The sequence below is a fragment of the Bradyrhizobium sp. 62B genome, from assembly GCF_030272265.2.
Lineage (GTDB): Bacteria > Pseudomonadota > Alphaproteobacteria > Rhizobiales > Xanthobacteraceae > Bradyrhizobium.
On sequence record NZ_CP092842.1, the window covers coordinates 818,488 to 841,628 of the forward strand.

Genomic DNA, 23,141 nt, shown 5'->3' on the forward strand with positions numbered 1-23,141 from the left:
ATCAGATATCGCGGCTCTCAGCTCATCATCGAGCCACTACCCTGTCAGGTGCAATTCATCCCGCTTACGGCATTTGCCCTCTAGGTGCCGCAATCCGGCGTGAAGCAAGACTTCGTCACTGCAATTCTTCGGCGGGGATAGGTATGATGTGTGATTCTAAGGGATCGGTAGGACTGTGAAAAGGTCCGCCGAAAGGAAGACCTTCGTGTGTCCAGATCATTCGCTTCGCTCGTTGAACGGTCCCGCCCCAGCTCCGCGTGAGCCGACAGGCGAGAGGACCGGGGAAACCGAGCCAAGCCCGCCTGCCCCCGGAGGTCGCCTCCACTCTGCCAAGGCGGATAGCATTATCGCTCCTCTACGGCACCGCACGTTCCGCCGGATCTGGATCGCTAGCCTGGCATCAAATCTCGGGAGTTTGGTGCAGGGTGTCGGGGTGGCCTGGGCCATGACCGAAATGTCATCGTCAGCGGACAAGGTCGCGCTGGTCCAAACCGCTCTCGGATTGCCCGTGATGCTCATTGCGATTCCGGCAGGCGCAATTGCTGACCTGCATGACCGACGCATCGTGGCATTGATTTCGCTCGGTATTGCTTTGACCGCCAGTGCGACGCTGGCGGCGCTTGCTTTGCTCGGATTGCTGACGCCGGACCTCTTACTTGGTCTTTGCTTTGCAGCGGGTTGTGGCACCGCAATGTTGGGACCGGCATGGCAAGCGGCAGTAGGCGAACAGGTGCCTCCGCAAGCCCTGCCAGCCGCAGTTGCCTTGAACGGTATCAGCTATAACATCGCGCGGAGCGTAGGTCCGGCAATCGGGGGTATCATTGTGGCCTCCGCCGGGACCGTAGCCGCGTTCGCGTTCAATACGATCTCGTTTGTGCCACTTATCGCCGCTCTCTATCTGTGGAAGCGGGCAGGTCAGCGGTCTCGTCTCCCACCGGAACGGCTCGGCCATGCCGTTCTGTTGGGCGTCCGGTACATTACGAACTCGCCACCTATCATGATCGTGTTGGTTCGGACGATCATCTTCGGGTTGGTTAGCGGAGCTATCCTGGCGCTGTTGCCTTTGGTCGTACGTGATCGCCTCCTCGGCAGCGCGCCAACCTACGGAGTGATGCTGGGCGCCTTTGGCCTAGGAGCCATTCTGGGAGCGGCGAATATTTCTCTGGTGCGCGAGCGCTTAAGTGGCGAAGTTGCCATGAGATGCTGCGCGCTCTCATTGGCGGCAGGTATTGCAACTTTGGCACTCAGCCAAAATGCGTTCCTGGCTGCGTTCGGGTTGGTTCTGGCTGGCACCGGGTGGACGCTGTCTTGGACGCTGCTTAATATCGGCGTACAGCTTTCTGCACCTGGCTGGGTTGCCGCGCGGTCTCTGGCGGCCTACCAGGCCGCCGCATCCGGCGGCCTTGCCATAGGCAGCTGGGGGTGGGGACACCTCACCGACATCGCCGGCGTCGAAACAGCCCTGCTTGTTGCAGCCTCGCTGATGCTGGCATCTCCCCTGGTCGGCCTACGATTGCGGATGCCTTCTGTTGGTGAGGGTGCCGAAGAGGGAAGCCTCCTCGAAGATCCGCAGGTGCGGTTGCCGGTCAGGGGGCGCGACGGTCCTGTGGTGATCGAGATCGAATATCGGGTGGAGCAGAAAAACGCTCCGGACTTTCGGGAGGCCATGCAAGAGGTTCGGCTCGTCAGGCAGCGCAATGGCGCCTACGGCTGGTCGATCGCACAAAACATGGCAGACCCAGAAGCGTGGATCGAGCGCTATCACTTCCACACATGGCATGACTATCTGCGGCAGCGGAACCGCTCTACGCTGGCCGAGCGGGCTCTGGAGGATGGCGTGATCAAGGACTACCACGTCGGTCCCGGCAAAGTGCGAGTGCGCCGCACGATCGAGAGTCTTGCTCGGGGCGTAGCTTGACTGTCCGCAGTTGGGGGCAAGCAGCGGATGCGACCGCGGTTTGGCGTCATGGCGACAGCCTTCTACGATCGATGCCCCGCCCAGCGAACCGGGCGGGGCTTGTAGAGGCTCACTCCCCGTTCTTGCGCGGCCGCGACCAGAGCAGGTTGTAGCCTTCGCCACCTTCGTCGTCGAACAGGTTGGCGTAGATCGGCGCGTTGAAGGAGGGATCATCCAGCTTGATCGAGAGGTAGTCGCGGCCCTCTTCGGAGCGCTTCGACCAGGCTGCGCCGATCTCGGCTCGGCCCACATAGATGCGATGGCTGGGGGCGTTCTCGTTGGAGCGGTTGGTCTCGGCGACGATGCGCACACCCTTGGTCTGCAGGCTCAGCGTGACGATCTCGCCGTGGAAATCATTGCCGACCTTCTTGAAAGTTCCGATGTTAGCCATGTTGCTTCTCCTGTTGTGTTTCGAGCCCGCGACCACCGCGGCCTCGATGGCGATCTGAAGGGCGAGGACGATCGGCGACGCACCCGCCTTCGGGCCGAAGCGCAGCGGAGGACGCTGTTGAGGCGACTTTCTTGTTTCGCGAGGAATGGGCGTCAGCCCAGGGGAAGAAAGTCGCAAGACGGCGTTGCGGCTCAGACGATCGAGGCGCAGCCGGTCTTCGGCCAGATCGAGCCATCAAAGAGGCCACGTGGGTCCCGCGTGCTGAACCACAACGCCGGGAGAAGACTTGGCGAATCTCGGCTTCTCTGCACAAGAGGTCGGAACGGTTCGGCGAAGAAAGAGAAACAATCTGCGGGAATGGGCGGGATCGTGCCTGCAAAGCGGTCAAGCGGTGCGCTTGGTCCAGCCGCGGCAGCTATGTGTGCCGGATTGGGAATCTCCAGCACCTGCTCGAAGGCTTCTGAGAAGATAGCCCGCTTCCTCTGCTCTGGTGAGCATCATCCGTCGTCAACGGGGCCTATTCTGCGAACATTCGACGATGAAGGCGCGGAAAGTTCATCCCTCGTTTGCCGCGGCTGTGAGAACGGGTCGAGACGGCTCTCCCCCCGTCCTTTCCGGCTCGATCGGGCGGGTCTTCGAGATTATCCTCAAGCGCGTGAATGCCGAAGCGCCGATGCAAACCGCGCCCAGCCACGCAAAGGTCTCGCGCCAAGCCAGCGACGGCACTCCGATCTGTGAGAGCGCGAACACCACGTGATAGCCGGCGACGGCCGCCGGAACGACGAACACGGCCGCAATCGCAAGGCGCAGGGTCACGTGCCGGCTAAGGGTAATGGCCAGCTGGCCGGCTGCGAGTGTGAGCACAGCGCAAACTGTGCCGACGAGCAGTGCGCCGACAATGCCCCCACCGCTGTTGAACGCCATCAATCCGATATTGACCGCAACGAAAAGCGGCAGCGCATAGACCGCCAGCACAACGACGAGCCAGCAAAACAGGCCGATACCAGCAATATTGAGGAGAAGCCCGAGGGCGAGCATCGTGGTGGCTCCAAGGCATGGCGTGAGCGCTCGCGCCTTCCACCACCACCATGGCGCAGCCGCTGACGTATAAACAAAACGAGGCGGAGTTGCGGCGCGTGCGGCGTCGCCACTCGTCGGCTGACGGCAAGACGGCGCTCACGCGCCGCCGAACCTCCAGACCGGAATGCCAAGCCGCTTTGCCTTATCGGCAAGGTTGTCCTGAATGCCCGTGCCGGGGAAATGCAGGACGCCGATCGGCAGTAGTTCGAGCATCGCGTCATTGCGCTTGAAGGGGGCGGCCTTGGCGTGTTTGGTCCAATCCGGTTTGAATGCGATCTGTGGCACTTTGCGGCTGGTTGCCCATTTTGAGCCAATCAGCTCGGCGCCTTTTGGCGAGGCGCCGTGCAGCAGCACCATGTCGGGATGCTTGGCGTGCACCTTGTCGAGCCGATCCCAGATCAGGCTATAGTCGTTGAAGTCGAGCCCACCGGTCAGGGCGATCTTCGGACCCGGCGGCACCATGATTTCGGTCTCTGTGCGGCGCTTGGCTGCGAGAAAGTCGCGAGAGTCGATCATCGCCGCGGTGAGCATGCGGTGGTTGACCAGCGATCCCGACCGCGGGCGCCAGGCAGTCCCGGCGTGGACCTCAAAGCGCTCGATCGCCTGGTCGCGGAACAGCTCGAGGCAATTGCGGCGCTCGATTAGCGAAATGCCCTCCGCCGTCAGGCGCTCGAGCTCGACCGAGCGCACTTCCGAGCCGTTCTGCTCGCGCTGGCTCTTCTGCTGCGCCTGTTCGTTGACGTCGAGCTTTCGTTCGATGCGTTCGACGGCGCGATGGAACAGGTTGACCGTCGACCAGAGGAGACCACCGAGGTCAGGCTCCAGCCGGGTATCGCTCAATGAGGCAACTAGGGCGTCAAACATGTCTGCAACAGCGCCGGTAATTATCCTGGCGTCTGGCAGTGGCCTTGGATCGGGATTGTCATCGAGGGGACGGTAGCCGAACAGTTGCAGTTCACTGAGCACGTGGCCGGTCGGAGAAGAAGCATGCTGTGGCTCGATGTCGCCATGGTCGGTCATATCGGAGGGCCCTCTGCCGGATCGACCGCGCCCATCGCGGCCTTCGTGGCGATCACTTCAGACGGCAGGCGGACTGGGCCAGAACCCGAAGGGCCGAAGCGGCAGCGAAGGATGGCTTGGTGCGGCTATTTTGCCTCGCGATGCAAAGCGCGCCGTTTAAATCCTGACATCCACTTGCATGATGTCGCGCGGCGGAAAATAGCCGCTTCAAAGCCATTGCCGGCCCGGGCCGCTTGCCGTCCGATCGCCCTCTAGAAGGCCGGGGCCTCGCGTCGTTCCGGCATTGGCCTCTGCGATGTCCGACCTTTCATGATCGACCGAACGAGGAGGCTTATTCCGCTGCAATCCCGAGTGGCTGCAGGAAGCGAGTGACATCGTCCGGCACGAGCTGGATCCTCAAGGCCGCTTGCAAGGCCTCAACGCCGAAGACACGCAGATCGTCGTTGAAATCGGCAAACCGCGGCGACAGCGGAACCGCCTCTATGCCGGCCTCTGCCGCGCGCTGGGTCAGAGCGGCCTGCCCCGTATCGCCGGCGGCATCGGCGTCGCGCGCGATGTATAGGCGACGCAGGTTGGAAGGCAGCAACATGGCTGCGAGGTGACCCGCCGACAGTGCGGCCGCCATAGGCATGGTCGGCAGGACGCACCGCAGCGATAGCATAGTCTCGATCCCCTCCCCAGCCGCACATACGTCGTCCGCCACGCCGAAGCGAACGGCATTCCCAAGAAGGTCGCCCATCGCCCGTCGCGGTGTCTCGACCGGCGCCTTGCCGAGCCGCACCCGATCGAAGCTGTTCGGGTCGAGCCAGGTCCGGTGCACGCCTGTGATGTGGCCCTTAAGATCAGTAACGCGGGCGATCATCGCAGGCCAAATTTCGGTCGGCCAATGCTCGTCCGGGCGATAGTAGCAGTGCGGATGAAAGCAGAGACTGCCGCCATGGTGGATAGGCGCTATTGCGCGGCGTTCCAAATAAGTCTCGGCCAAGGTCCCCTCGATCGGGCCCGATATCGCAAAGAGCCGGCGGGCGGCCGTTCGCGATCCGGTTGGTACCGCGAGCCGAACAGGTTTCGAGAGGGTGTCCGGCCCACTACGAGGTAGATCGAGGAAGCGTTTTGCCTCTTCGGCAGCCTTGCGGAAGTCAGAACGCCCGAGACTCTCGCGGATGATATCGAGGAGATCTCCATGTTCGCCGGTTGCAGCATCTGTCCACTTGCCGGCGGGGCCCTTGTGCGACTCCTGGAGCCGCACGAACATCGAGCGGCCCGGCGCGTTGTGGACATTGCCAACGACCCAGTAGCGCCCTCGCCGTTTGCCATTAGACAGATAGTGTCGGCACACCGCCTCGGCCTCGCGCGCGAGGCGACGTGCCAGTTCAGAAGGCTCGTAAGCCATTACGCCGCCTCCCGGTCACTGACGCCTGTCAGCGGAAAGCGCGCAAGCAGCCTTGCGAGCACTTCGTCGCCGCGCGTATCCACCGGCACGAGCATGCGCAGCCTGCAGGAGATGAGTTCAGCAAACACGCCGAGGCTGCGCAGTCGGTCGCGGATGGTGACCGTGAGCCAGCGCGTTTCGGTGCCGCACGCGGAATGCGCATAGATCGTACGCCGCTCGGTGACGACAATGCTCTCGGCCCATGCCTTGAGCTCGCCGCGATCGCCCTTCAGGCCTTCGGCCTTTTGCATGGCGTGGCTCTCGTCTAAAGCGCTTACTCGGGCGAAGTGCGGGACCAACCATGCGATGATCTGGCGCACGCGCGAAAGCCTCTCGCCGCGCTCGTCGGTGCGCGGCGTAGCGTAGGTGGCAAATAGGATGCCTTCCGGCAGCAGGATCGCCGTGCCCTGGTCGAAAGGGAAAACATGCTCGTTGCGCAGAATGCCGCCGCCAGCTTGCTTGCATGCATCAAAACCGATGAATCGCACGTGCCGATCGGAGGCCCACACGGTGTTTTCCGTGAGCACTCTGCGGATCTGGTGGGACTCGTCATAGCCGGATCCGCTGACGCTGTCCCAGACTTGCTCCTGCTTTGCCGGATCAGCTGTCACAGAAAAAGCCATCAGGTTTTCCAGGCTCATGCCATCTTCGGCATAGACTTCGAGCAGCTTTGGTGAGACACAGGCTAGGCGCAGCCGCTGCTTCGCGACAGTCGGGCCCCCGAAGTGCCAAGCCGCGATATCCTCCTCGGCAATCCCTGGGCAGCTTAAGGCCTGGAAGGACCGGAACTGATCGAGCGGATGAAGCCCGACCCGCTCATCGTTTTCGGCTAGCGGGTCGTCTTTAGCGATGCTGCCCTCGCGCACCACGCAGGGCACGGTCTGCGTCTTTGCCATGTGCTTCTGCTCGACTAGAAGGTCCAGTGTGCGATAACGCAGGCCGCTCGCCGGCACCTCGAGCATGCCGGTCTCGTTGCGGTCGACGTCGATGACGGTCCGCACGTTCAGGCTTTGCAGAAGCGTGGGTTGTGCGATGCTCTTCAACTGCTCGATTGAAACGCCTGCTTTCACGCGCCGCACTTTGGGCTGGCTCAGCACCCGCTTGTTGAAGGGAATGTCACAAGGCGACAGCGTGATCTTTTGGATAGTCTTGGTCATGCGCGGTTCTCCACGATGAGCAGCCGAGAGCCTCTCTCTCGGCCTCTCCAATCCGTCGCGAATAACCGCCGCCCTCCTCTCACTCTCGTTTCGCGGTGGTGGAGAGAGAGGCATCACGCCGCCTCCCGCTTGGCTTTGGCCGTCTTCGCCTCAAGGGAGCCTTCCGGTAAGAACCCGAGGAGATAATCCGCAACCTTGCTCGCTTGCGAAGCGGCTCGCACGATGGCATGATTGTCCTGGCGCAGCACGTCGAGCCAGGAGCCGATATAATCAGCATGACGCACGGTCGGCACGATACCGAGCGAAGCGCAAGTGAACGCGGAAGAGATCTCGGCGATCAGCTCCTCGAAGGCATACGTCCTGCTGCCAAAGCTACCCGATAGGTCACGGGCAAGACGTGACGGATGGCCGCTGGCATGGGCCATTTCATGCAGGGCCGTTCGATGCCAGTTGATCGGCTCGAAATAGGCTTGCGGCGGCGGCACCTGCACATAGTCTTCTGCCGGGACATAGAAGGCACGGTTGCCGCCGATCCGGAAGTCGACCCCGCTCGCCCGGATGAGGCTTTGGACCTGCGGCTCGATCCGGCCTGGCGGCATAGGCTGCGGCGCCGTCGCGACCTCCGGAGGAAGGCCTTCGCATTGGTCGGTATTGAAAAGCGTGAAGCGCTTGAGGAACGGTATGGCCTGCGCTTCCTCGCCGCTTTCGCGGCCGCTGCGCTTTTCGTCGGCCGGTACAAAGCGGTCGGCAAAGACTACGGTCGTGCCGCGCTCGCCCTTGCGGACGTGACCACCGACGGACAAGGCTTGACGGAAGGTCAGCCAGCTCTGGCCGGTAAATGAGCGCTCAGTGGCAGCCGCCCAAAGTATCAGGATGTTGATGCCGCTATATCGACGGCCATTCGCAGCGCTTCTCGGCATCGCCAGGGAGGTGCTTGCGGAAGGCGTTCCCCAAGGCTGGACCCATGGCACACGCCCGGCTTCAATTTCTCCGATGATCCTATTGGTGATTTCGTCATAGAGGTTGGTTCGGTCCTCGCCCGTGCGCTTCGCGAGAGCATGTCTTGACATCGGCTGTCTCCCGACGGGCGGTGCGAGCCTCTCTCGCAACCCAAAACCCGTCACCGCCACACCCGATTGCTACTCTTACTCTCAAGCCTCTGCGGGCCGGACCAATACGGCGTTATCTCAGCCCCAGGCGGCTCCCCGGGAGCCAAGCCCCTCTGCTCCACGCCTCAAGGGACAATTCAGACACCCGCAAAGCGCGAGCAACCCGCATTATCTCTCATTCATCGTAGGGCCTCGTTCAAGCGGGGTTGACAGTCCCAGACCAGGCGCGATCCGCGCATCGTCTCGACGAAAAATGCACCCGCAAGAGCGTGAGCATAGCGCCGCCGAAGGCGGCACGCGGGACCGAGTGCAGCGACGAGACCGGTTTTAAAAGGGCACCCGGGAACGGGGTAGTGATAGCGACGCCGTCATCCTTCATGACGGCGGGACCCTTTTCCGAGTGCCCCCGGCGAGGAGCTCCGCTTCTTCTTTGAGCCAGGGATCAAACCCGGATGGCCGAGGCGCCGTGCGGCTCGGTTCACGCGAGCCCGAAGTGGTGAGAGCCGCACGCGCCAAAGCGGAGTCATTGTCACCCCCGTCCGCTTTCGTCTGGGAATCATAGATCGTTCGGTCGGAGTCGACTTCAAACGCATAGGCTCGGGTTTATAATTCCCATAGCGGCAACCGTGCGTCGCTTGCCTTCGCAAGCGCGGATGTTGCGCAAGTGGATCTGCTCGCCCTCAATTCGTTGGCTTGCAAGGTAAAAGTAGAGGCAGCAAGGTTAGGCATGGTCTCGTCGGCATTGGCCTTTCCGGCAACGATCGCGTCGCCATGATCCTGGATGACGGACGAAATCGTCATTGATATACGACTCGTGAAGAAAGGACGCGGGCTCGCGACGACTTCTTCGGCGCCTCAGCCTTGCACCTCCTGATCGCCCGACGTCCCCCTGTACGGTCACACGGAAAGGAGGGACCCAGCACCTGCGCCAAGTCCGCACCAACCTGTCTGAGCTTAAGCCGACGCTGCGCCAGCGGCTTCAGACGATCTACGACAATTCGGGACCGGAGTTCGTGAAGGAGAACGTTGCGTCGTTCATCGGGATGACGCCGGAGACATTCAGCGGCGTCTACGCCAACGCGGTGAAGGAGATCCACTGGCTCTCTTACGCCAACTATGCCGCGCTAGTGTCAGGGGCAAGCTTCACGACCGCGAGCTTGCTGAAGGCCGAACCGACGTCTTCATCAACCTCGACCTGAAGACGCTGGAGAACCATGCCGACCGCGCCCGTGTCATCATCGGCGCCCTGCTCAATGCGATCTACAAGCGCAATGGTGAGGTCGGCGACCGCACCCTGTTTCTGCTCGACGGGGCCGCCCGTCGCGGCTATCTACATCCTTGGGACGGCGCGCGATGCCGGTCGTACGTACGGCATCACTAGTTGATGCTCTATCAGAATCGGGCAGATGCGGGAGGCCTATGGCGGACGCGACGCGACCAGCAAATAGCTCGAGAGCGTCATGGATCTCGTTCCAATGATCACGCAACCGCCGACTACATTCGAGGCGCTGCCGCGACACGACGGTCGAGTGGACCAGCTCAGCCGCTCGTCGCAAATTTCGGCTTGTCGCGGACACGTTCCAAACAACTCACGTGGCGGGCGCTGATCCTTCCGCATGAGGTGCTGCGCATGCGGGCCGACGAACAGATCATCTTCACGGCGGCCAATCCGCCGCTGCGCTGCGGACGCGCCATCTGGTTCCGGCGCGGCGACATGCGAGCTTTGTCCGCGAGAACAGGTTCCACCGGCAGTCAATCGGGGCGGAGCAAATATGAGGCATTAGCTAATTCACAGCCGCGAAGCCGGCACTGGACCTCGCTCACGCCGATCGAGATCATTGTGATTGCAAGCCAGAATCGAGTATCGGAATAGCCGCGAGAGCTGTAACAGCCGGCGTTAGCGCCACAAAGGCTCGCGCCGCCCGAGGCACTTAGAACGCCGCGGCCCGCTCGTACAGCAGCAACGTAATGATAGCCGTCAAAACTCATTGCACGCCTGCCTGCAAGTGACCCGATCAACGAGGGGCATCTTAAGCAGGCCCGTTCTAGCAATAAGCGCATGCTCCAGCTATTTTCCCCTGGAACGTTCATAATGCCAGAGGCAACGACCAGGCCGAGCCGTCCAGGTGCTCGCGTATCGTCCGCGTCACCTTCCGCTCTGGATACAGAGTCGGGTGTCGGGACAATCTTCTTTCGCAAGTTCGATGGCTGGCCTGCACGCTCCCCCCAGCCGACGCTTTGCCAACGCCCTCACGGACGGTGCCGCACGCCTTGGGCCATCTCGCGCGCTACTCCTTCATCGCAATGGACTTGCACCATCTGTTCCTTGCCGGACGCATCCGGCGCAACCCTCAAGAGGAGCTTGCCGCGGGGCGGACCGCCCGTCGGCGCAGAGGGCGAACATAAGATCCAGTATGCCGTGCCCATCATCCCAATGGCGGCCGCGGCGAACCTCGCTTGCTTCCAAACCTATCCGTCCGGCCTGGCGTGTACTCTAGCCATTTCACGATCACGAACCTGCTACCGAGCGAGCTGCTCCCGGCAACCCTGGCTTTTCCGAGCCCGGCTCGATGGTTTCATGGGGTAACGCGGGATCGAGCACGAGGCCACGCAGCGACTCGGTCGCGTAACGGGCATGAAACCCACGCGGATCCCTGGCCCAGTTCCCCACGTCCATATTGATGAACTGGCTAGGTTCAACGAATTCGTGACGCGCTGTTGCTCCATTGAGTATATGGCGCAGATATCCGACCCGGCGCATCCCTCTCACCGGCTTCTGGCTAGGGATCGACATAACGAAAGACGTCGAGGGCGCCCAAACCTGCGCAATCTTACCCCACTGCGCGGTTCGATAGCTGTGGATATGGCCACTGCAGACAATGGGCCGCTTGGCACCCGAAAGAATCTTCTGCAGCCGAGCCCTGTGCTCAGGAAAGATGGCACTTTGGGTCGGTATCGTCTCGTCTGCCGTTCGATGGTAGAGCGGCTTGTGCTGGAAGATCATCACTGAGCGACCGCCGGCGGTTTGGATCGCCTCCTCCAGCATCTCCCATTGTTGCTCTTCGCCTGCGATAGCGCTGCCGAACAGCATAGAATTGAGACCAACCAAACGCCACGACGGGCAGATGTCGCGGAACCAACAATCGTTTCCAAAGAAGCGCCGGTAGGCTCGCCGCCTCGCTTCCGTGATCACGGTTTCGCCTCCGCGGACGTCGGGAATACTATTACCGATGTCATGATTGCCGGGAACGAACAAAACCGTCTTCGAGATTCGCTCGAACTGCTGTGATGCGAAGGCAAGCTCTGTCTGCACGTTGGCGCCATCGATAGTCATGTCGCCCGTACAAATGATAATCTCGGCAGTCTCCTCGTTGAGGAGATCAACCAACAACTCCCAATTGTGCTGGAAGAATGGCCGCCCCGCGCTGAGATGCGGGTCGGATATCTGGATGATCCGGATCGGCGGATGCGAGACGTCAATGGATTGCGGCGCTGGGACAGAACGGCTGCTCACCCTGTTTTCCTCAACTCGGTTTGGCTAATGTCACCTTGGTCACGTAAGATATTTCAACGAGGCCTTCCACGGCGTGCCGATCGAACAACGCGTGGAGGGCTTCGAAATAGGCTCCGCGGCCCATCTCTCTGATGGCACGCTGCGTGATGGATGACGACAGACTGAAGCCGACGAACTCATCAGCCGACATCTTGAGCGACCAGACGAACTCGCTGACCTTGACATCGTAGAAGTCAGCTCTTGAACGGAGCTCGCGCGCCACGTTGAGCTCATCAAAACCACCATGGGCCGCCGGATAACGACCGCGACGATAGTCCTGCACGGTTCTTTCATGGAGGGTCTCGTAATCCGCGAGAAACGCGCTTTGCCACCAGCGCCGGATGTTCTGGTAGACCAGCAGTTCGCCATCCGGCTGCAGACAGCGGACGGCCTCTTTGTAGAAGGCCGGCCTGTCGAACCAATGGATCGCAGTCGCGACCGTCAGAAGACGAACCGAATTGTCATTGAGCGGGAGAGACTCTGCGGTGCCCCGGATGAACGAGACATTTGCGACGCCTTCGGAGGCCCGCTCCGCCTCGCGATGCATGTCCTGGCTGGCCTCGACTCCGATCACCCGCGCCCAAGGTAGACGGGCCGCAAGCAGGCGGGTGAATATCCCCGTGCCGGCCCCAACATCCACGACGAGATCGCCTTCAGCGGCCTGAAGAAAAGCAACGCTGTCGGGCGGATAGCTCGGACGCGCGCGGCCATATTGCGTCGCCAACCCGTCGTAGGGGCTGGCCTGTTTGGTCGCTTCAGATGCCACCGATATCACTCCATCAACTTTTGAACGTCAGATGCCATTCGAGGCATCATCTCGGCCGCCGTCGCCTTACCTGTCACGACAGACTCCGTATCCTTCTTGATGGTGTCGATGATCTTGAGCGAATTGGAGCCGGGAAAAGCGTACCAGCCCGTCAGCCGCGGCACCTGGTCCAGGCTGGTCTGATAATTCGGCCGTTCCTTGTAAAAGTTGCCCAGCAGATCCGGCGTCTCGATCGCGATCTTGTTGCTGGGCAGATAGCCCGTGTGCTTGGCCATGATCGTTTGACCGATGGGTCCTGTGGCAAACCGGACGTATTTCCATGCAGCGCGCTGCTTGTCAGGATCCTTCGTCAGGATGACGACCAGGTTCCCACCGGCGGGTAGCTGCCCTTCCGCTACCGGGAGCGGAAATGGAAAAACTTGAAACTTGAAGCGATCACCGATCTCCGTGGTGGCCTTGCCGAGGTTCGAGGTGGAATCTGCGAAGATCGCCAGCTTGCCGGCGGCGAAGGCCGTTCGCGCCTGGCTCGAGGGGAGGTTCGGCATGCCTGACTTGGCAAACCTCTCCAACGTCTCGAGTGCCTTCAGTCCGGCGGGCTGATCGAATGCAACCTTCTTCTCGTCGTCGTCGGTCATCCGGCCGCCATTCGCGAAGACGAGGCTCTGAAACATCCAGTTGGCGGTGATGTCCCATTGGAAGTAAAAGCCGACCACGCCCTTCGCGGGATCATTGAGGCGCTTGCCGAGCGCGACGATCTCATCCCATGTCTTGGGAAAATCCTTCGGATCGACGCCTGTCTGCTTGAACAGGTCGAGATTGACATAGACCACCGGCGTCGAAATCGCGAACGGAATGCCGTAGTGCTTTCCCTTGAGCGCCCCGAGCCTCAACATGCTGTCGTCATAGCCTAGCTTTGCGCCGCCGCCGGCCTCCGCGAGGAACGGATCGAGCGGGGCCGCAAGGCCGCGATCTACCAGATCCCGCATTAGGCTAAGCCCCTGATGGACCACGTCGGGCGTGTCGCTGATCATCGCACCGCGAACGACCTTCTGGGAGAGCTCCTCATAGCTCTGCGCGGGCGCAAGTACTTCGACTTTGATGCCGGGATTTTCCTTTTCGAACAGCGCGCGGATCTCGTTGTGCGCGCCAGCCGTGGTGCGATCATTGGGATAAAGAAGGGATAGCGTAACCTCCTTTGCCGTGAGAGCGGAAGACCATATGCAGACGAGAAAACATACAATGATTGGGGAAGCGAGATTCACGGCAGACTCCTCTTTCACTTTATAGCCGCGGATGTGAGGCCTTCGATGAACCAGCGCTGAGCAAGCCAGAAGCAGATCAGGAGCGGCAGGACCACGATGACAGCGCCTGCCATCAGGGGACCGTAGTCGCTTCCAGACTCGATACCGCGAAATGCTGCCACACCAAGCGATGGCGGCATCAGCTGGGTTGTCTTGATGACGATGCTTGGCCAAAACAGGTCGTTCCAATGCAACACCACGGACAGGATCGAAAACGCGATCACCGCAGGCATCGACATCGGCAAGACGATCCGCCAGACGATCGAAAGCTCTGACAATCCATCCAGCCGCGCCGCGTAGATGACGTCGTCCGGAATTGTTCGGAAGAACTGCCTGAACAGAAAGATCCCGAGAGGCGATACGACGAATGGCAGGACCAGCGCCGCATAGCTGTTCAGAATGCCGAGCTTGTGACAGAGGATGAAAATCGGCAGCGCGAGCACCTGATGCGGCAGCAGCAGCGTCAGCAGCACGACGCCGAACAGCAGGCCCCGGCCGCGAAATCGCAACTTCGCCAATGCGTAGGCCATGGGCACGCAAATCAGGAGCTGCAGCGCAAGGATACAGGAGCAGACGATCGCGCCGTTGGCCAGGAATCGGAACAGCGGCGCTGCCGTGAGCGCCTCCGAATAGTTCTGCCATAAGTACCAATGTCTCGGAAGCAACGAAAATCCCGGCTCGAAGATCTCGCTCGGTGATTTTAGGGACAGCGACACCATCCACAGAAACGGCGCAAGCGTCAGCCCGCCGGTGGTAAGCAGCGCTGCGTGCCGTCCGATCGCCGACGGACCAAATTGGCGCCCGCCCCTCATGAATAGTGCACCCGCCGGCTCATGATCCAAGCCTGGGCCAAGGTCAAGACAACGATGATTGCAAGGAAGACAATGGTCACGGTTGCACCGTATCCCGTGCGCAGGTATTCGAAGCTCTCGCGATAGAGCGTATAGAGAAGTACTTCCGATGCTCGGCCCGGGCCACCCTGCGTCAGGATGGCGACGGTGTCGAAGACCTGGAAGGCTCTGATCGCGACGACAATGAGCACAAACATCGACACGGGTCCGAGCATCGGCAGCGTGACCGTACTCAGCCTATCAAACCAACCATCCGCGCCATCGATATCGGCAGCCTGATATATCTCGTTCGGAATAGCCTTCAGGCCTGCGAGGAACAGCACCATGGCGAAGCCGGCATTTTGCCAGACGCCGATCAATGCAAGGATCGGAAGCACCGTTCTTTCATCTCGCAGCCAATTGGTCGTCGGAAAGCCGATGGCCAGCAGCGCCTGATTGAAAAGTCCGATTGTCGGATGCAGCAGCATTTCCCAGGCGATCGCGGTCGCTGCAAGCGTCGCCATGAACGGGATGAAGTGGATCGCCCGATAAAATCTGCGCAGGCTCTCTCCTGCCTCGATCAGCAGCGCGACCAACAGTCCGAAGCCAACCGTTCCCGGTACGACGATCAGCACGTAGATCATCGTGTTAAACAGGGAGCTTCGGAACGTCGGATCGACGAACACCTGGCGGAAGTTCTTCAGGCCGACGAAGGACAGGCTCGAGTTGCCGAAATGCCAATTCGTGGTTGCGATTGCAGCAATTGCAATCAAAGGTAGAAGGAACAGCAGCCCCAGCAGCGTCGCGCCCGGCAACACAAGGACATAGGCGGCAATCGATTCGGCATACCGCTCCGTCACGCTTGGCCTAGCCAACGCCGACGCGCCTTGATCAGCGCGTCGTGAAATCGCGACGCCGGACGTCGTCATGCGAACGCCCGTCGTTCGATCTGCGTAACGGGGCGCACTGGCCTGATCCGATGGCCGCCAGAATCAAAGAACAGCAGCAGCTCAGGCTGCAGGTGGAGCCGGAGCGACTCCCCGATCTGGATGCGGGAGGCACATTCGAGCGACAGGCGCGCAACGAACAGGTCTGCTGCACCGGGCAGCTCGAGGTGCACCAGGGCGTCTGATCCCATATGCTCGACCAGACGAACACGTCCGGACAGCGCGTCAAGAGCTCCGGGCTCCGCCGGAAGGACGGATTCGGGGCGGATGCCGACGAAAATCCGGTCGGCAACGTGAGGCACCCCATCGACCCGAAGTGGCGTCCCGGCAACTTCGATATGCCCACCAACAACCAGTGCTTCGACGATGTTGATCTTTGGGAAACCGACGAACTCGGCAACTCGCAAATGGGAGGGGTCGGCATACGTATCCTGAGGCCGGGCCACCTGCAGGATCTCACCGTTACTCATGATAACAATGCGATCCGACAGCGTCATCGCTTCGGTCTGGTCATGTGTCACGTAGATAAAGGTACTGCCAAGTCTTCGATGGAGCTCCTTGATTTCGGCCCGCATCTGGATGCGAAGCTTAGCGTCGAGATTCGACAGCGGCTCGTCCATAAGGAAGACGGCCGGTTCGCGCACGATCGCGCGCCCCAGAGCAACGCGCTGCCGCTGTCCCCCGGACAATTCCATCGGCTTCCTGTGCAAGAGCTCATCGAGCCCAAGTGCGACAGCCACCCGCGACACGTCTGCAGCGATTCCCTCGCTCGCGGCGGTCACACCGGGCAGGAGCGCGCCGATTCCCGGAAGCCTTTGCCAGACATTTAGACGCCGCATGCGCAGGGGCAGAGCAACATTCTCCGCTGCTGTCATATGCGGATAAAGAGCATAGGACTGAAAGACCATCGCCACATTGCGATGTTTTGGACGTACGCCGTCCAGCTGCTTGTCTCCAAGGAAGATCGAACCAGCGTCCGCTGTCTCGAGACCCGCGAGAATCTTTAGAAGGGTCGATTTCCCACAGCCCGATGGGCCGAGTATAGTGAGAAACTCGCCATCCTTGATTTGAAGAGAGAGGTCCTTCAGAACCTTGACCGAGCCAAAGCCCTTCGACAGACCGATAATGGAGAGCCCAGCCATATTTCCCGCTTGAATTGTTTCGTCGATCGCGGCAACCTGTCTAGACAGGTTTTGCTACAGGTTTATGACGGGTGATCACGCCCTGGCGCGCGATCTTTAGACTCCGATTGAGCCGGGTCATGCCAGACCGATCGAGCCATCTTCCATGACAGAGAGCCTGCAATGATTTCCGCCAGCTTCCGCAAACAGCTTGAGCATGCGCAAGGAGACCACTTGTGGCAGCAGGTCGAAAGCACCCTGCTCAAGCTCATCAAAGGCGGACGGTTCAAGGACCGCGATCGTCTGCCGTCGGAGAAAGAGCTGGCTTCGCAATTCGGCGTGAATCGGCACACTGTCCGGCAGGCCATCGCCGGTCTCGTCGAGCGCGGCGTCGTTTTCAAGCGCAAGGGCGGCGGATCCTATCTCGTTCCCGAGCTAATAGATTATCCGATCGGGAAGCGGACGCGATTCAGCACCAACATCAAGCTACTCGGGAAGGTGCCCGGCCATACGCTGTTGGCCGCTGGCGAACGTCCGATCTACGGCAAAGTCGCAGCAGCGCTGAAAATGCGCGATGGCGATCGAGCTGTTTTTCTTCATCTCGTCGGCGAGGCCGATAGATTGCCGATCAGCGTCGCAAAGACCTACCTTCCAGCCAGTCGATTTGCCGGCTTTGGCGAGATCTACCGCAAGACGATGTCAATGACGAAGGCGTTGGAGTCCTTTGATGTCTTGGACTATTTCCGGGATGTCACCCGATGCGTTGCGCATATACCGTCCAAGGAGGACGCACACCATCTGAGGCAATTGGAATCGGTGCCGGTGCTGCTTGTGGAGGCACTCGACGTCGATTCGCAGTCCCATCCTATCGTGTACCACGAAACGCTCTATGCCGGGGAGCGCGTCCAGCTCGTCTTCGGCGACGCTAAGCCGGTCACGTTCATCGCGGATATTTCGGTCTAACGACGCGGCTCGTCGGACGGATTTAAGAGATGTATGTTCACGCCCAAGCACAGCTCTTACCTCAACCTCGTCACCGACTTCTTCTCCAAACTCGGGCACGCCATCCTGCGTCACATCCGGTGAGACGAACTCAAGGAGAGCATCATGACCGGCATCAACGACGTCAATCGTTATCCACACCTGGCCCCTACAAGCTCGCTGAGGCTGCCTGATATCATTCGAACCATGGAAACCCGAGCTACCGGTGCTCCTTCGCTCTCGAAGCTCGCAAACGGATGCGGCCCAAACGCGAACTTAGGAATCGAAGTGCTGGCCAGTCCTCGCGTTCATTCGCTGCGCGCCGCAGCTTTGCAACCCGTAATGAAGGTGTAATCACCACATGCCGATGGATGTTGATCCAAAACTTTGCGGAATCGGCCCGAGCGAATGTCCTCTTCCAGTCGCCGGCACCCTTCCTGAACCATTCGGCTCTGGCCTGCCCGGCGGAAGCGCGTGATGCCCTGCCGCACCTCATCGTGCAAATAGAGGGCCGGCTGATGCTTGGCGCCATAGAGGAACAGGTCGACCATATTCTCGGGGATGTCCCAGGTCGAAACTTTCACTGGACGGAATCCGACACGCTGGAGCACCGTCACAAGACGCGTGACGGACGGCATTAGGGATTCGCTGGATCTCATCAGCTCGCCAAAATATTCGTTGAGCCAGAAGGTCCGGGTCTGGGAGGGATCGGTAGTGAAGATGACGAACCGCGCGCCAGGTTCGAGCACGCGATAGACCTCACCTGCCATGGCCTCGAGATCGTTGAAGTGATGAACTGCCAGGCACGAGAACGCGCCAGCCACGCTCGCGTCAGCCATCGGCATTTTTTCAGCAGGTGCGCAAATAAACTCGGAGTTCCTCGATTTCTCTTGGGCGACTCGCAGCATGCCTTGTGACAAGTCGAGCCCTATCATCGCGTAGCCCCGCGCAGCAAATTCCGCAAGGTAGTTCCCGGTGCCACAGCCAAGATCCAGATACGTTTTGCCATGATCTGGGCGAAGCCGTTCCAGGATTGCGTCGGCCAGTCTTGGATCAGGGCGGCGTGTGACGTCGTATGCGTTGGATACCGCGTCATAGGGGGCCTGCGAATCCTGCTCGGACTGGCCTAGTTGCCTAGTAGACGCAAGAGGGATTGTCTTCTCTTCCATTGGAACCCGCCTTGCCTATACCTTCGTGTCGGGCCGAACGCGCCCGGATGAGGTCTTGATGGTCTGATAGATTGCAAGCAAAATATCGGGCTCAATCAGTCCACCGATGCGAACTGCCTCACTTCGGACTGTCTCCAGGCAAGCAGGCAGCAGATCCTCATCGACCGTAACGCCCTGCCCCTCCAGGACGTGTTTCACGACCGCCCTTCCTGAGTGCTTTCCGACGACATAGCGTCGCTCTCCACCTACCTCATCAGGCTGGAAGGGCTCGAAGGTGCCGGCGTTCTTGAGCATGCCCTTTGCGTGAATACCGGACTCGTGCGCGAAGATGTTACGACCGACGATCGGTTGCCAAATCGGCAGCGGCTGACGTGTGGTCTCGCTCACGAGCGTGGCCAGAGCTACGAGCGCCGTTGTATCGATGCCGAGATCGATACCGTAAAGCTTCTTCAGCGCCATCGTCATCTGCGCCAGATCAGGCATGCCGGCTCTCTCGCCAATGCCGTTGACGCAGACATGGAAATAGGTCGCACCTGCCTCTAGACCGGCCAAAGTGTTCGCGATCGAAAGACCATAGTCGTTGTGGCAATGGCACTGCACGGCAATGTCCGAGACCGACCGGACGCTCCTGACCCGTTCGGCATAGGTTTGTGGCGTCATGATGCCTATCGTATCCGACAATCTCAACCGGTTGGCACCTGCTGCAGTGACAGCACCGGCATAGTCCTGCAGAAACGGAATTTCGGTCCTTCCGACGTCTTCTGCGCTGATTGAGACGAAGACGTCCTGATCCTTGGCGAACTTAATGAGTTCTGTCGCTCTTCCGATGAGCCAAGTCCGGTCTCGTCCAAGGCTCTTCTCCAGATGATGCCGGGAGGTCGGCAGTCCGATGTGAACGGCCCGGAATCCAAGTGCGAGACCCGCCTCGATGTCTTGGCGAACGCCCCGGTTCCACGCGACCAGGAGCGCTTCATCCTTACGTTCGAGCATTGCTTTCAGCGCCGTCGTCTCGTCTCCCCCCATGGTTGGGATGCCGGGCTCGATGTATCGTACTCCTATCTTGATGAGGGCATCGAAGATAGCGAGCTTCTGCTCGGTCGAAAACGCTAGGCCAGGTGTTTGTTCGCCGTCGCGCAGAGTGGTGTCCTCGAGAATGATTTTCTGAGTGATCACGGGCTCTTCCTCGTTATAGTCGACTCGTACCATCATTATTTCGGGAGTGGGCGCGTTAGGCGAACGACCTCATCGAGCGGTGCCGCTTTCACTTTCGATTTTGGCGATGCTCTCTTCGGCAATGATGCGCCCGCAGACGCGGCAAGCATTGAATGAATAGTCCGGATCACCGAGAGATATTGGCGTCGCGATAGGCCGACACCGGCGCGCGGCAAGTAATTTGTCGTCGCCGCAATCACGCAAAGCGCCAGCTCTACTGGACGTTCGCGAAGGCGAGGATCTCGTCCGCCACGTCCTTTCGCGAATGGAGACAGGATGGCGCCTGCGCGGGTATAGGCGCGACTCAGCCTCTCATTCATGCCATATCGCGCGATCTCCGCCTCGACCCTGGGGATTAGAAACAGATCGTCGTGAGTGTCGGGGATGAGCGATATTGACTCGGAATGCATACGAACTCTCTGCTGGTTGCTCGGCGACTGATTTCAGTATCAGACGACCATTTCCCGACCGTTTTCATCATTTACGAGTTGATACACGACCGCTACAGACGATCAATGACCAGCCCTGGTAGGAATGTCCCGCAGCCAATTACGTCCCGTCGTGCGGGCCCATTACCAACCTTGGCAGGTTGATGCTTGCATTGGATTGGCATCTTGTTTCGGGCTGCTGGCGGCACTGTGCAAGCGCGCGGGCGCGATGTTTTGTAGTCGCATAGTTGGCGCAAACAATGGCACTCAGATTTGCCGTGAGGCCCTCATGCGGACAATCGTACTGGACGATCGCGGCCACGCTTGGGACGCATGTTCTTCAGCTCTGCGTAAATGTTTTCTACACTACCCAGTGACCGAATTCGAGTTCCTGAGTTATCTCATCAATAATATGGGTTTCGTGATAGTTGCTCTGTTCCGTCCCGGGTCGGCACAGATACGAATCCGGTTTGAGACTGCCACCCCAGCCAGCGTTGCTGCGGCGATCAATCTTGTCAGCGACCTTGGGGTGGAGCGAATTGTCATTTCAAACTCGGTAGACCTCGCTGACAAGTTGTTTTCAACTCGTTCGCAAGCGGTCACATATATAAATCAGCGGCTAGGCGAGCCTTGCAGGCAAGCGGCGACAAACATTCGATACAGGCAGATGCCGATTGAGACGTTGGTAGGCTGCCAAGGTCCACTATCCATGCTTTTGTCCTACTGGGACTGTTCGGACCGAACCGCCGATCTGATAGCTCTGAAGAAGGCGTTGTGCTCCACAGCCGCGGTCAGGTTCGCCGCGATTGAGGCCGTGGCTGGTCGCCTCACCATTATCGATCTCGGAGCCGGCTTCGAAATCTTCAGCAAGACCTGGCGGGAGAATGCGCCCGGCATGCCGGTTGATGAACAACCGGATTATGAATATGGGCGATGGGTGCATGGTATGTACGAGTCTGTCCTAGAAACGCACCAACCTCGCCTAGATGAGGTCGATGCCAAGATTCGTAGACCCCATTTGAACGACAAAGTTCAGCTGTCGTACCAACGCCTGATTGTTCCTTTCAAATACGGAAGACGAGGAGCCACTCGTCTGATCGGCGCGTCGCTAGTGAGACAATCAATCAAACTCTCCAGCGAGTCGTCGGTGACGTGCGCATTAGGCCGCCTCACATCAGGAGGTCCGCCGGGAGTCGACCAGTGATGATCATCGATGCAGTTAAACAGCTGTCCGACCTGATGAAGCAGCCCATTTATATCAAGTCTCCCCGCAACTGTTTTGGCGATCACATGCCAACAGCGCGCGATTCAGCAGTCCTTAGCTTCGTCTCGAAGCCATAACAGCCTGGAAATCCGCAAGCATCTCTTGGCTTGGGATCCAAACGAGACGCATCGCAGTATCCCGAGCGGGGGGATAAGTCGATCCTGGACAAATCAATCCTTGTATAATCGGCATGACCTGCCACTCATCCGGCAGCGGTTAGAGTCTCAGGGTTTTGTACGCCAAGCGGGCGTGTGGAGCAGCGGATGATCGGCGGAGCTGGCCGGGTTTGCGTAACCGATCGTCCTTTCGGTGAGTTGGGCGGCATAGGCCGCTGGGTGAGGTATTCAGCGACGAGTGAGGCCGCGGGATATTGTAGTCAGCGACCCGGTCGATCTTGGCGCGGGTGTCGTCAAGATCGAAAACAGGGTCTTGTTCAGCAGTTCGTCACGCATCGAGCCGTTGGAGCTTTCGATGAAGCCATTCTGCATCGGCTTTTTGGGCGCAATGAAGTACCAGTCGATGATCCTTTGCACCAGGCAGCATGGCATTGGAGGTGAAACTCGGTGCCATGGTCGGACACGGTCATCCCTAGCTTGCCCCGTCGCTCGACGATCGCCGTCAGCTCGCGGGCGACGCGCCGGCCCGAGACCGACGTATCCGGAATAGCCTCCCGGCACTTTGTGGTGACGTCATCGACGATGTTGAGGATGCGGAAGCGCCGTCCATGGCGAACTGGTCATGAACGAAGTCCAGCGACCAGCGTGCATTGGGCCTGGCCTCCACCAGGATCGGGGCCGGGTCCCCACGGCCTTGCGGCGAGCTCATCGCTTGCGGACGCGAGCGCTTCTTCCCGATAATGCCGGTAGATCCGGTTGATCCCCGATGGCTCTGCTTCCCGTCGCAACAGGACGAACAGCCGGCGGTAGCCGAACGACCGCCGCCGCCCGGTGGCGAGATCGCGCGGCCACGCAGCTCCGCATCCAGAGGGCGGCTGGAGTGATAGCGGATCATCTTCCGGTCCGCGCTGATGATTGAACGGGCCCTCCTCCGCTCCCGACAGGCTCATGACCGCCTGCAGATGCGCGACGGCAGCGCGCTTGGCGGCGGGGCCCTCTTTTTTTTTGAAAGGAGTTCGCGAAGGGCAGCCGCATCGAATCTGCTCGGCCAGAAGCTTCTTCAGCTTCGCATTCTCCTTCTCCAGCGTCTTCAGTCGCTTGGCCTCGATCCGCCGCCAGGAAACACGGTCGTCTGGCGAGGCCTAACACGCCTCAATGATGCATCGCGATCAGAGCTCGCTGAGATGTGGGTAATTAAAGCCGGCGGCGACAGCCTTGTGTATTTTACGAGGCGGCCCTTGCCCCCTCACCATGAGATCGTTTTCTTACGCCCCGATTTCGATTTTTCGGCTCGGCCTTCAGCATTG

At 60.0% G+C, this 23,141-nt stretch carries 18 protein-coding genes and 3 pseudogenes; 5 read left to right on the plus strand and 16 right to left on the minus strand.

The features are described 5' to 3' along the window. Nucleotides 1-343: 343 nt before the first annotated feature. Nucleotides 344-1,918 carry an MFS transporter gene (locus ML401_RS38675; protein ID WP_285813408.1) on the plus strand — a complete coding sequence of 525 codons (1,575 nt, stop codon included), beginning with the start codon at nucleotides 344-346 and terminating at the stop codon, nucleotides 1,916-1,918. A gap of 109 nt (nucleotides 1,919-2,027) precedes the next feature. Here the strand turns inward: ML401_RS38675 and ML401_RS38680 are convergent, their stop codons facing one another. The 7 genes and pseudogenes from ML401_RS38680 to ML401_RS38710 form a co-directional block, all read right to left on the minus strand. Beyond that, nucleotides 2,028-2,348 carry a DUF736 domain-containing protein gene (locus ML401_RS38680; RefSeq protein WP_285813048.1) on the minus strand — a complete coding sequence of 107 codons (321 nt, stop codon included), beginning with the start codon at nucleotides 2,346-2,348 and terminating at the stop codon, nucleotides 2,028-2,030. A gap of 555 nt (nucleotides 2,349-2,903) precedes the next feature. Next, a complete protein-coding gene (locus tag ML401_RS38685) occupies nucleotides 2,904-3,386 on the minus strand; it encodes a hypothetical protein (protein WP_285813050.1) in 483 nt (160 codons plus the stop codon). 138 nt (nucleotides 3,387-3,524) lie between these two features. Continuing rightward, entirely contained in the window at nucleotides 3,525-4,448 is a 924-nt protein-coding gene (locus tag ML401_RS38690) for a DUF2493 domain-containing protein (RefSeq protein ID WP_285813051.1), read from the minus strand. A gap of 331 nt (nucleotides 4,449-4,779) precedes the next feature. Next, on the minus strand, nucleotides 4,780-5,841 hold the full coding sequence (locus ML401_RS38695) for a toprim domain-containing protein (RefSeq protein ID WP_285813052.1): 1,062 nt from the start codon (nucleotides 5,839-5,841) through the stop codon (nucleotides 4,780-4,782). Further along, nucleotides 5,841-6,278 carry a strawberry notch-like NTP hydrolase domain-containing protein gene (locus tag ML401_RS38700; RefSeq protein WP_376717466.1) on the minus strand — a complete coding sequence of 146 codons (438 nt, stop codon included), beginning with the start codon at nucleotides 6,276-6,278 and terminating at the stop codon, nucleotides 5,841-5,843. The genes ML401_RS38695 and ML401_RS38700 overlap by 1 nt, the downstream gene beginning before the upstream one ends. Before the next feature lie 6 nt (nucleotides 6,279-6,284). Beyond that, a pseudogene (locus ML401_RS38705) lies at nucleotides 6,285-7,037 on the minus strand (ParB/RepB/Spo0J family partition protein); the annotation flags it as partial. 113 nt (nucleotides 7,038-7,150) lie between these two features. After that, complete coding sequence (locus ML401_RS38710) at nucleotides 7,151-8,107, minus strand: ArdC family protein (RefSeq protein ID WP_285813053.1); 957 nt, start codon at nucleotides 8,105-8,107, stop codon at nucleotides 7,151-7,153. Between the two features lie 1,004 nt (nucleotides 8,108-9,111). Between ML401_RS38710 and ML401_RS38715 the strand changes: the two are divergent. After that, nucleotides 9,112-10,019: pseudogene (locus tag ML401_RS38715) on the plus strand (type IV secretory system conjugative DNA transfer family protein). Between the two features lie 636 nt (nucleotides 10,020-10,655). Here the strand turns inward: ML401_RS38715 and ML401_RS38720 are convergent. From ML401_RS38720 to ML401_RS38745, 6 genes are read right to left on the minus strand one after another with little or no spacing between them, the layout of a single operon-like run. After that, entirely contained in the window at nucleotides 10,656-11,660 is a 1,005-nt protein-coding gene (locus tag ML401_RS38720) for a metallophosphoesterase (RefSeq protein ID WP_285813054.1), read from the minus strand. A 10-nt stretch (nucleotides 11,661-11,670) separates the two neighbouring features. After that, nucleotides 11,671-12,465, minus strand: a complete 795-nt coding sequence (locus ML401_RS38725; protein WP_285813055.1) for a class I SAM-dependent methyltransferase — start codon at nucleotides 12,463-12,465, stop codon at nucleotides 11,671-11,673. Between the two features lie 5 nt (nucleotides 12,466-12,470). Next, nucleotides 12,471-13,745, minus strand: coding sequence for an ABC transporter substrate-binding protein (locus ML401_RS38730; RefSeq protein WP_285813410.1), 1,275 nt, complete (start codon nucleotides 13,743-13,745; stop codon nucleotides 12,471-12,473). Next, entirely contained in the window at nucleotides 13,742-14,578 is an 837-nt protein-coding gene (locus ML401_RS38735; RefSeq protein WP_285813056.1) for a carbohydrate ABC transporter permease, read from the minus strand. The genes ML401_RS38730 and ML401_RS38735 overlap by 4 nt, the downstream gene beginning before the upstream one ends. Next, nucleotides 14,575-15,525, minus strand: coding sequence for a carbohydrate ABC transporter permease (locus ML401_RS38740; protein WP_285813057.1), 951 nt, complete (start codon nucleotides 15,523-15,525; stop codon nucleotides 14,575-14,577). Before ML401_RS38740 ends, ML401_RS38735 begins: the two co-directional genes overlap by 4 nt. Continuing rightward, nucleotides 15,522-16,685 carry an ABC transporter ATP-binding protein gene (locus tag ML401_RS38745; RefSeq protein WP_285813058.1) on the minus strand — a complete coding sequence of 388 codons (1,164 nt, stop codon included), beginning with the start codon at nucleotides 16,683-16,685 and terminating at the stop codon, nucleotides 15,522-15,524. The genes ML401_RS38740 and ML401_RS38745 overlap by 4 nt, the downstream gene beginning before the upstream one ends. A 162-nt stretch (nucleotides 16,686-16,847) precedes the next feature. On the opposite strand from ML401_RS38745, the gene phnF reads away from it, so the two are divergent. Continuing rightward, nucleotides 16,848-17,627: a phosphonate metabolism transcriptional regulator PhnF gene (phnF, locus tag ML401_RS38750; RefSeq protein ID WP_285813059.1), complete on the plus strand. Its 780-nt coding sequence runs from the start codon at nucleotides 16,848-16,850 to the stop codon at nucleotides 17,625-17,627. A gap of 326 nt (nucleotides 17,628-17,953) precedes the next feature. On the opposite strand, the gene ML401_RS38755 is transcribed toward phnF, so the two are convergent. Together ML401_RS38755 and ML401_RS38760 are read right to left on the minus strand one after the other, a co-directional pair. Continuing rightward, the gene (locus tag ML401_RS38755) at nucleotides 17,954-18,814 is read right to left on the minus strand and encodes a class I SAM-dependent methyltransferase (RefSeq protein ID WP_285813060.1); all 861 of its coding nucleotides are present in this window, start codon (nucleotides 18,812-18,814) and stop codon (nucleotides 17,954-17,956) included. Nucleotides 18,815-18,829: 15 nt separating this feature from the next. Further along, nucleotides 18,830-19,987, minus strand: a complete 1,158-nt coding sequence (locus ML401_RS38760) for a hypothetical protein (RefSeq protein WP_285813061.1) — start codon at nucleotides 19,985-19,987, stop codon at nucleotides 18,830-18,832. Nucleotides 19,988-20,743: 756 nt separating this feature from the next. Here ML401_RS38760 and ML401_RS38765 point away from each other — a divergent pair. Continuing rightward, nucleotides 20,744-21,658 (plus strand): hypothetical protein, encoded by a 915-nt coding sequence (locus ML401_RS38765; protein WP_285813062.1) that lies wholly within the window; start codon nucleotides 20,744-20,746, stop codon nucleotides 21,656-21,658. Then, nucleotides 21,655-21,795 carry a hypothetical protein gene (locus tag ML401_RS38770; protein WP_285813063.1) on the plus strand — a complete coding sequence of 47 codons (141 nt, stop codon included), beginning with the start codon at nucleotides 21,655-21,657 and terminating at the stop codon, nucleotides 21,793-21,795. The genes ML401_RS38765 and ML401_RS38770 overlap by 4 nt, the downstream gene beginning before the upstream one ends. A 125-nt stretch (nucleotides 21,796-21,920) precedes the next feature. Here ML401_RS38770 and ML401_RS38775 read toward each other — a convergent pair. After that, nucleotides 21,921-22,940, minus strand: a pseudogene (locus ML401_RS38775) (integrase core domain-containing protein); the annotation flags it as partial. Nucleotides 22,941-23,141: the final 201 nt, after the last annotated feature.

Excerpts from the sequence above, each read along its gene's own strand:
- ML401_RS38735 (WP_285813056.1), bottom strand. The coding sequence starts at position 14,578 with ATGAGGGGCGGGCGCCAATTTGGTCCGTCGGCGATCGGACGGCACGCA.
- ML401_RS38695 (WP_285813052.1), bottom strand. The coding sequence starts at position 5,841 with ATGGCTTACGAGCCTTCTGAACTGGCACGTCGCCTCGCGCGCGAGGCC.
- ML401_RS38755 (WP_285813060.1), bottom strand. The coding sequence starts at position 18,814 with ATGGAAGAGAAGACAATCCCTCTTGCGTCTACTAGGCAACTAGGCCAG.
- phnF (WP_285813059.1), top strand. The coding sequence starts at position 16,848 with ATGATTTCCGCCAGCTTCCGCAAACAGCTTGAGCATGCGCAAGGAGAC.
- ML401_RS38745 (WP_285813058.1), bottom strand. The coding sequence starts at position 16,685 with ATGGCTGGGCTCTCCATTATCGGTCTGTCGAAGGGCTTTGGCTCGGTC.
- ML401_RS38710 (WP_285813053.1), bottom strand. The coding sequence starts at position 8,107 with ATGTCAAGACATGCTCTCGCGAAGCGCACGGGCGAGGACCGAACCAAC.
- ML401_RS38740 (WP_285813057.1), bottom strand. The coding sequence starts at position 15,525 with ATGACGACGTCCGGCGTCGCGATTTCACGACGCGCTGATCAAGGCGCG.
- ML401_RS38680 (WP_285813048.1), bottom strand. The coding sequence starts at position 2,348 with ATGGCTAACATCGGAACTTTCAAGAAGGTCGGCAATGATTTCCACGGC.
- ML401_RS38685 (WP_285813050.1), bottom strand. The coding sequence starts at position 3,386 with ATGCTCGCCCTCGGGCTTCTCCTCAATATTGCTGGTATCGGCCTGTTT.
- ML401_RS38690 (WP_285813051.1), bottom strand. The coding sequence starts at position 4,448 with ATGACCGACCATGGCGACATCGAGCCACAGCATGCTTCTTCTCCGACC.
- ML401_RS38765 (WP_285813062.1), top strand. The coding sequence starts at position 20,744 with ATGCGGACAATCGTACTGGACGATCGCGGCCACGCTTGGGACGCATGT.